The 7691-nt window shown below is 70.3% G+C and carries 6 protein-coding genes; 1 reads left to right on the top strand and 5 read right to left on the bottom strand.

The window, feature by feature from the left end; genetic code table 11:
* The first annotated feature begins 245 nt into the window (after positions 1–245).
* Entirely contained in the window at positions 246–1484 is a 1239-nt protein-coding gene (locus ACFYYH_RS10915) for an alginate lyase family protein (protein ID WP_388548699.1), read from the top strand.
* Between the two features lie 136 nt (positions 1485–1620).
* On the opposite strand, the gene ACFYYH_RS10910 is transcribed toward ACFYYH_RS10915, so the two are convergent.
* From ACFYYH_RS10910 to ACFYYH_RS10890, 5 genes are all read right to left on the bottom strand, one after another.
* Positions 1621–2598, bottom strand: a complete 978-nt coding sequence (locus ACFYYH_RS10910) for a threonine/serine dehydratase (protein WP_388548698.1) — start codon at positions 2596–2598, stop codon at positions 1621–1623.
* Positions 2599–2786: 188 nt separating this feature from the next.
* Positions 2787–4796 carry a M4 family metallopeptidase gene (locus ACFYYH_RS10905; protein ID WP_388548696.1) on the bottom strand — a complete coding sequence of 670 codons (2010 nt, stop codon included), beginning with the start codon at positions 4794–4796 and terminating at the stop codon, positions 2787–2789.
* A 389-nt stretch (positions 4797–5185) separates the two neighbouring features.
* Positions 5186–6214 carry a bile acid:sodium symporter family protein gene (locus ACFYYH_RS10900; RefSeq protein ID WP_388548694.1) on the bottom strand — a complete coding sequence of 343 codons (1029 nt, stop codon included), beginning with the start codon at positions 6212–6214 and terminating at the stop codon, positions 5186–5188.
* A 10-nt stretch (positions 6215–6224) separates the two neighbouring features.
* A complete protein-coding gene (locus ACFYYH_RS10895) occupies positions 6225–6734 on the bottom strand; it encodes a hypothetical protein (RefSeq protein WP_388548692.1) in 510 nt (169 codons plus the stop codon).
* 14 nt (positions 6735–6748) lie between these two features.
* Positions 6749–7612 (bottom strand): oxaloacetate decarboxylase, encoded by an 864-nt coding sequence (locus ACFYYH_RS10890; RefSeq protein WP_388548902.1) that lies wholly within the window; start codon positions 7610–7612, stop codon positions 6749–6751.
* Positions 7613–7691: the final 79 nt, after the last annotated feature.

The raw sequence follows: 7691 nt of genomic DNA, 5'->3' as shown, positions 1-7691 counted from the left end.
ACGGGGGGGGGGGGGGGGGGGGGGGGGGGGGGGGGGGGGGGGGGGGGGGGGGGCGCGCGGGGGGGGGGGGGGGGGGGGGGGGGGGCGGGCGGCGCCCCCCCCCCCCCCCCGCTCATTGGTCCAGACCTTGACGTGTTCATGGGATGGTTCTACCTTCCTGGTTCAACAGCAGGTTCACGCCTCCACTCAAGGTTCATATGAGTGAACCGAGTTGAGGGTCGTCACCGACCGGAAGGCACCCCCACATGCGCCCCGGATCCATCTCCAGAATCCCCAGAATCCTTGGACTCTCCGCCGCCCTGGCCGGTGTGCTGGCCGCGGCCTTCATCACCCCCGCCGCCGCCCAGAAGGCACCGGAGGCGGCCCCCGCCGCCGCTCCGGCCGTCGCCGCCGCCCCGGCGAACTTCACCCACCCCGGCGTGAACCTCAACACCGCCCAGCTCACCTTCGTACGGGGCAAGGTGCAGGCCGGCGCGCAGCCCTGGAAGGCCGCGTACGACCAGATGATGGGGAGCAGGTACGCCTCGCTCACCCGCACCGCCAAGCCCCGCGCGGTCGTCGAGTGCGGCTCGTACTCCAACCCCAACAACGGCTGCACGGACGAGCGCGAGGACGCCATCGCCGCGTACACCACCGCGCTGGCCTGGTACATCACGCGTGACGACCGCTACGCCCAGAAGTCGATCCAGCTCATGGACGCCTGGTCCGGCACCATCCAGGACCACACCAACAGCAACGCCCCGCTCCAGACGGGCTGGGCCGGCTCCTCGTGGCCCAAGGCCGCGGAGATCATCAAGCATGTGTACGGCAACTGGCCGAACGCCGGGCGCTTCAGCACCATGCTGCGCAATGTCTATCTGCCGGAGATCATCAATGGCTCCAACTCCAACGGCAACTGGGAGTTGACCATGATGGAGGCGGCGGTCAGCATCTCCGTCTTCCTCGACGACAAGGCGAGCTGGGACAAGGCGATCGGCAAGTACCTCGTCCGGGTGCCCGCCTACATCTATCTGGCCTCCGACGGCGCGCTGCCGAAGACGGTCCCCAGCCAGAACCTCAACACCCGTGACCAGATCGTCGGTTACTGGCAGGGCCAGGGCACCTTCATCACCGGTCTCACCCAGGAGACCTGCCGCGACTTCGTGCACACCGGTTACGGCATCTCGTCCGTCTCCCATGTCTACGAGACCGCCCGTATCCAGGGCCAGGACCTCTTCCCCCAGGTCGGCGAGCGGCTGCGGCAGGCACTGGGCTTCCAGTCCAAGTACGAGGTCCAGGCCGAGCCCGTCCCGTCCAACCTGTGCGGCGGCAGTGTGCAGCGTGGCCTCGGCCCGATCACCGAGGTCGGCTACAACGCGCTCAACACCCGGCTGGGCTACGCGATGACCAACACGCAGCGGCTCACCGAGCAGCAGCGGCCCTCGGGAACGAACAACCTGTTCGTGGCGTGGGAGACCCTGACCAACGCGAGCAACCCCAACTAGGTCCGGTGGCTGCCCGCCGGCTCGGGTGACGCCGGTGACAGCGACCAACACAGGTGACAGCGACAGGTGTCGGCCCGCTCGGTTCGGGGCCGGCACCTGTTTCCTTGCGGCGGCGGGTTCCGCGGCCCGGCGGGTGTCAGTGTGCGGGGGCATCCGTCAGGGTGCGGGGGTCCGTGTTCGCACCGCAGAGGACCACACAGATCTGCTCGCCGGGGGCGGGACGGTAGCCGGTGCCGGGGGTGGTGAGGGCCGCCAGGGCGGTGGCGGCGCCGTGTTCCACCGGGATGCGGTGGGTGGCCCACAGGGTGTCGCGGGCGCGGGAGATCTCGGGGTCGGGGACCAGGACCGGGCGGACGTCGGCGCGCCGGGCGGCGTGCAGGGCCAGGGGCGTGACCCGGGAGGCGCCCAGGGAGTCGGCGGCGACCGAGTCGACCGGGACGTCCACCACCGCGCCGGCCTCGATCGCCGCGTGCAGGGCACGGCAGTTCACCGGCTCCGCCGCCACCACGCGTACGCCGTGATGCCCGGCCGCCGTGGCCACCCCCGCGAAGAGACCGCCGCCGCCGACCGCGACCACCACCGTGTCGAGGTCCGGGAGCCTGCGGTGGATCTCCTCGAAGAGCGTGCCCGCGCCGGCGGCGATCAGCGGATGGTCGTACGCGTGCGAGGCGAGCGCGCCGCTGCGCGCGGTGAACTCCTCGCAGGCCGCCAGCGCCTCGGCGTAGCGCGCGCCGGCCAGCCGTACGTCCGCGCCGTACGAGCGGAGCCGGTCGACCTTCACCGGCGGGGCCGTCGCGGGCAGGAACACCGTGGCCGGTACCCCTTGCTGCCGGGCGGCCCAGGCGCAGGCGAGCCCCGCGTTGCCGCCCGAGGCGATGGTGACCCCGGCGTCCGGGAGGGTGCCGGCCGCACGGTGGGCCAGAAGGAAGTTCTGGGCGCCGCGGGCCTTGAAGCTGCCGGTGTGCTGAAGGAACTCCAGCGCGAGCCAGACCTGTCCGGCGCCCCGCGGTGCCGGCGTCGTGCCCAGTTCCGTCGGCGCCAGGGCCACCGGACGCACCCGTCCCGCGACGCGGTCGGCGGCCTGCTTGACGTCGTCGTACGTGAGTCGGTTCACGGATGCTCCTGCGCTGCCGGGTCCACCTGGGCGATACGGGGTACCGTACGCGCCGGACCCCGGACACGGCGGAACCGCCCGGGGTGCGCGCACCCCGGGCGGTTCCCGGACCGGTCCGTGTCGATCCGGATCCGTCCGTGTCAGCGTGGTTCAGCTCGGTTCCGTGCGGGCCGCTGGGCGGCCCGTCCTCAGAAGGTGAGCTTGAAGCTGTTGATACGGCCGACGTCCTGCGCGGCGACGTCCCGGACCCTGAGCTTCCAGGCGCCGTTGGCCACCTCGGACGAGGCGTTGACGTAGTACGACTCCACGACGTTGTCCGCCGAGTCGCTGCCGCTGGAGGGCTTCAGCGGGTAGACGGTGCCGTCCGGGGCGAGCAGGTCGATGACCAGGTCACCGCGCCAGGTGTGCGTGATGTTCACGTCGACCTGGAGGGAGGTCGGGGCGTTGCCCGTGACACCCACGACGTTGACCGTCGAGGTGACCGCCGCGCCGTTGTCCGGGATGGCGACCTGCGTGGTGCTCTCGAAGACCTGGCCCGTGCCGCCGCCACCGGGGCGGGGACCGACCGCGATGCCGGCCCACGCGTTCTGGACGGCCGTGTACTCGGGGCTGGTGGTGCCGTACAGCTCACCGGCGACCGCGAGGGTACCCGTACGGGCCGCCGCGTAGTTGGTCGAGGAGGTGAACTTGGTGGCGAGCGCCTTGAACCAGATCTGCTCGGCCTTCGCCCGGCCGATGCCGGTCACCGGCAGACCGTCCGAGGTCGGGGAGTCGTAGGAGACACCGTTGACGACCTTGGCGCCACTGCCCTCGGAGAGCAGGTAGAAGAAGTGGTTCGCCGGGCCCGAGGAGTAGTGGACGTCGACACTGCCGATACCGGAGTACCAGTAGTCCTTGGACGCGCCGTCCTTGCTCGGCTTGTCCATGTACCGCAGCGGGGTGCCGTTGCCGTTGATGTCGATCTTCTCGCCGACCAGGTAGTCACCCGGGTCCTGCGGGCTGGCGGCGTAGAACTCGACCGCCGCGGCGAAGATGTCGGAGGTGGCCTCGTTCAGACCGCCGGACTCACCGCTGTAGATCAGGCCGGCCGTGGCGGCCGTGACGCCGTGGGACATCTCGTGGGCGGCCACGTCGATGGAGGTCAGCGGCTTCTGGTCGCCCGCGCCGTCGCCGTACGTCATGCAGAAGCAGCTGTCCTGCCAGAAGGCGTTGACGTACCCGTTGCCGTAGTGGACCCGGGAGGACGCGCCGACACCGTCACCGCGGATACCGCTGCGGCCGTGCACGTTCTTGAAGTAGTCCCAGGTCTCCGCCGCGCCGTAGTGGGCGTCGGCGGCCGCGGTCTCCGTGTTGGACGGCAGACCGTTGCCCCAGACGTCGTCGGGACCCGAGTAGAGCGCCCCGGTGTCCGCGTTGCTCGTCCTGTGGTTGCCGCGGCCCGTGTCGGTCAGGCTGTAGGTCGACCCCGACTGGAGGGTGCCCAGGGTGACCTGGCCGCTGTACTGAGTGTTGCCCACACCGTTCTCGACGGCCTGCCACTCGTAGATCTTCTTGCCCGTCGCGGCGTTCGTCACGACGTGCAGCTCGTTCGGAGTGCCGTCGTGCTGGAGCCCGCCGACGACCGTCTCGTACGCGAGGGTCGGCGCGCCCTGCGCCATCCACACCACCTTGCGCGGCGCGCGGTCGGCCTCGGTCTTCTTCGAACCGTCCGCCGCGGCGGCGCTCAGCGCCTGCTTCTCGGCGACGGCCGGCGCGACGTCGGCCGTGGTGGCGACGTTCTTGAGGGCGGCCGTGGACGCCTTGCTGACGGACTTGGTCGCGCCCGCCTTCGTCGCGGCCACGACGAGGTCGCCGCCGAGGACCGGGAGGCCCTGGTAGGTGCGCTCGTACCGGGTGTGCGTGGTGCCGTCCACGTCCTGGACGACATCACGGACGACGAGCTTCTCCTGCGCCCCGAGGCCGAGCTCCTTGGCGGTGTCCGCCTTGGTGGCATCGGCTTCGCGGATCAGCGCGGTGCGCTGCGCGGGGGAGAGGTCACGCGGCAGCGCACCGGGGTTGGCCTTGCCGGCCACCGGTGCGGCGGGAGCGCTGTCGGGCTGGGCGGAGGCGGTACCGGCCTGCACACCGACGGTGAGCAGAGCCGCTGCGGCTATCAGAGCACCGGTCGCGGTGGCGCGGCGGTTGGGCGTGGATCTCACGCGAACTCCTTCTGCGAGGGGGGTACCGGGCCGCTCGGTGGGCCGCCCGGACAGAGCAAGCGGAGCAAGGTGGTGCGGAGAACGGGGGAAGAGTGGCAGTCGTGACGGCTTACTGTCAGGAGCGCGTCAAGAAGTTGGCCGGAAATCGTTCGCTGCTCGAAAGGCCCTGTTCGTTAAGCGGACGTTTCGTCGATCATCGTGTCGATGCCGCCGGAGATTCGCACGGCGTCAACAACGGTTCGTCGCAGGGCGATTCGAGGACTGTTCGGAGATCGGGCGCGACGTTGCCAAATGTGAACACGATGTTGAGCGGGTGCTGCCCACGCGCTGACGGGATCACTTCGTAACGTGACTGATTTCTTACCGTCCGCCGCGCCGTCATACGGGGGTCAACTCGCCGTCCCGCGCACGGCGACGGGCGACGCGTGAGCGGGAACGGCCACCGGGGACCGGCGCGACCAGCGGCCCGCGATCACCGCGCAGACCATCAGCTGGAGCTGGTGGAAGAGCATCAGTGGAAGGATCACCAGCCCCGCGGAGGCTCCGAAGAGCACGGCGGCCATGGGCAGTCCCGTCGCGAGGCTCTTGTTCGAGCCGCAGAAGACGATGGCGACGCGGTCCTCGTGGCTGAACCCCAGACGCCGCGCGGCGAACGAGGTCGTACCGAGGGCCACCGCCAGCAGCGCCGCCGCCAGGGCCAGCAGGGCGAGCAGCCGCACCGGTGTCATCTGCTGCCAGATGCCCTCGGCCATGCCCCTGCTGAACGCCGTGTAGACCACGAGCAGGATGGAGAACCGGTCCAGGAGCCCGACGTGTTTCCGGTGCCGCCCGATGAAGGCGCCGATCCAGCGGCGGCAGAACTGTCCGGCGAGGAAGGGCAGCAGCAGTTCGGTGACGATGGTGAGCAGTCCCTGGAGCGAGAAGCTCACCGTGGAGCCGATCAGCCAGGCCGCGAGCAGCGGGGTGGCGACCATGCCGACCAGGCTGGAGTACGTGCCGGCGCAGATGGCGGCCGGGACATTGCCACGGGCGGTCGAGGTGAGCGCGATCGACGACTGGACCGTCGAGGGGACGACACAGAGGAAGAGAAGCCCCAGGTAGAGCTGTTCGCTCAGCAGATACGGCACGAGAGCGCCGACGGCCAGCCCCAGCAGCGGGAAGAGCGCGAAGGTGCTCGCCCCGATGACGAGATGGAGCTTCCACCGGCGCAGGCCGTCCAGCGCCTCACGGGTGGAGAGCCGCGCGCCGTACAGGAAGAAGAGCAGACCGATGGCGATGTCGGCGGCATGGCCGACGGCCGTCGCCGCCCCGCCCGTCGCGGGCAGCAGCGCCGCGAACACGACCGTGCCGAGGAGGGCGACGACATAGAGGTCGACCGCCCTCCTCAAGCGGCCTGGCCAGGAACGCGGCCAGGTCATTGACGTCACGTCACTCACCGCTCTCGTCGTGCCGCGGGGGATGGCCGACCTCGGAGGCCCAGTGTCCCTGGGAGGTGTTCCGGCGGTCCGGTCCGGGTTCCGTCCGGGCCTCCGGTTCCGGCGCGGGCGCCGGCTGCGGCCCGGACGCCGGGCCCGCGTTGTCTCCGGTCCGTACGTCGATGGCGCCGCCACCCCCGTCGTGATCGCTGCCCGCCGTGCCCTTGCCGAGGAGCAGCGTATTGAGCGTCCGGTCGATCTCCAGCCAGGAGTCCGCGAAGGAGTTGTCGATCACGATGAGGCCGAGGCTCCGGTTGCCCGCGGGCACCGGCCGCCTGTCGCCCTCGTCGTCGTGGGCCGCCACGAGGGTGAGCGCCGGGCCGGCCGCCGCGACACCGGCGGCGCCCAGCACACCGGCGGCCGCCGCGACGACGGCCCCCGCCGTGGAGACCCCCCGGACGAGAGGACCCGTCTTACGCTGCCGGTGCCGGCCGGTGCCGGGCCGGAAGACATGCGCGGACACAGGACGGCGCGCGGTCAGACCGACACCGACCGGCGGTTCTGATGGTGTCTGCTGATGTTCTTCTCCAGCAGTTCCGTGGATCCCCTGACTCCGATGGCCCCGGTCTGCGAGGTGTCGGGGAGCCGCCCGTCGGCCAGTTTGAGATCGGCCAGCGCTCCGTCGATGGCGCCATGCGCGGCGAAAAGGCAGGGGGTGCTGTAGATGGCGAGCTCGACGCCCAGCTCCGAGAGTTCGGAAAGCGAAAGGCGCGGCGACTTTCCGCCCGCGATCTGGTTGAACAGAAGGGGCTTGTCGCCGACGACCGCACGGATCTTACGGATCCATTCCACGCTCCGCACCCCGTCGACGAGAACGACATCCGCGTCGGTCTGCGCGAGCGCCTCCGCCCGGCGGATGATCTCGCCCTCCTCCGTGGCGTCCGTACGCGCCACCACGAGCAGGTCCTCCCGGCTGCTCAGCACCAGGTCGAGCTTCTCCAGGTACTCCTCCAGCGGAAGGATGAGCTTGCCGTCGGCGTGCCCGCATCTGCGCGGACGCTTCTGGTCCTCCAGGATCACCCCCGAGGCCCCGGCACGCTCCAGCCGCTGCACCACATGGCACGCGACCTCGTGGTCCATGTAGCCGTCGTCGATGTCCACGAGCAGATGGTGCGTGGGGAAGGCCAGGCGCAGCCGTTCCACGAAGGCCACCATGTCGGGCCAGGCGATGAAGCCGATGTCGGGCAGCCCGTAGTGCGAGGCCGCGAAACCGAAGCCGGAGACGAAGAAACCGTTGTAGTGCTGGGCCGCGATGGAGGCCGAGTACATGTCATAGATTCCGATGAGAGGGGTCGTGCGCGGCGCCGCGACCGCTTCTCGCAGACCGGTGCCGTAACAGATGTTGCCGAAGCTCATGGTTCTCCCTCAATTCAGAACCCGCCCGATCACGAGTTCAGGTCCTGTCGTGACGGGCAAAGAT

This window comes from Streptomyces sp. NPDC002018, assembly GCF_042890865.1.
Classification (GTDB): Bacteria; Actinomycetota; Actinomycetes; order Streptomycetales; family Streptomycetaceae; genus Streptomyces.
The sequence above is the reverse complement of the archived record's forward strand: the minus strand, read 5'-3'. Positions and strand labels throughout refer to the sequence as shown.

What these genes read in the sequence shown, in the direction of transcription:
- ACFYYH_RS10915 (WP_388548699.1), top strand. Translation starts at nt 246, where the DNA reads ATGCGCCCCGGATCCATCTCCAGAATCCCCAGAATCCTTGGACTCTCC.
- ACFYYH_RS10900 (WP_388548694.1), bottom strand. Translation starts at nt 6,214, where the DNA reads ATGACCTGGCCGCGTTCCTGGCCAGGCCGCTTGAGGAGGGCGGTCGAC.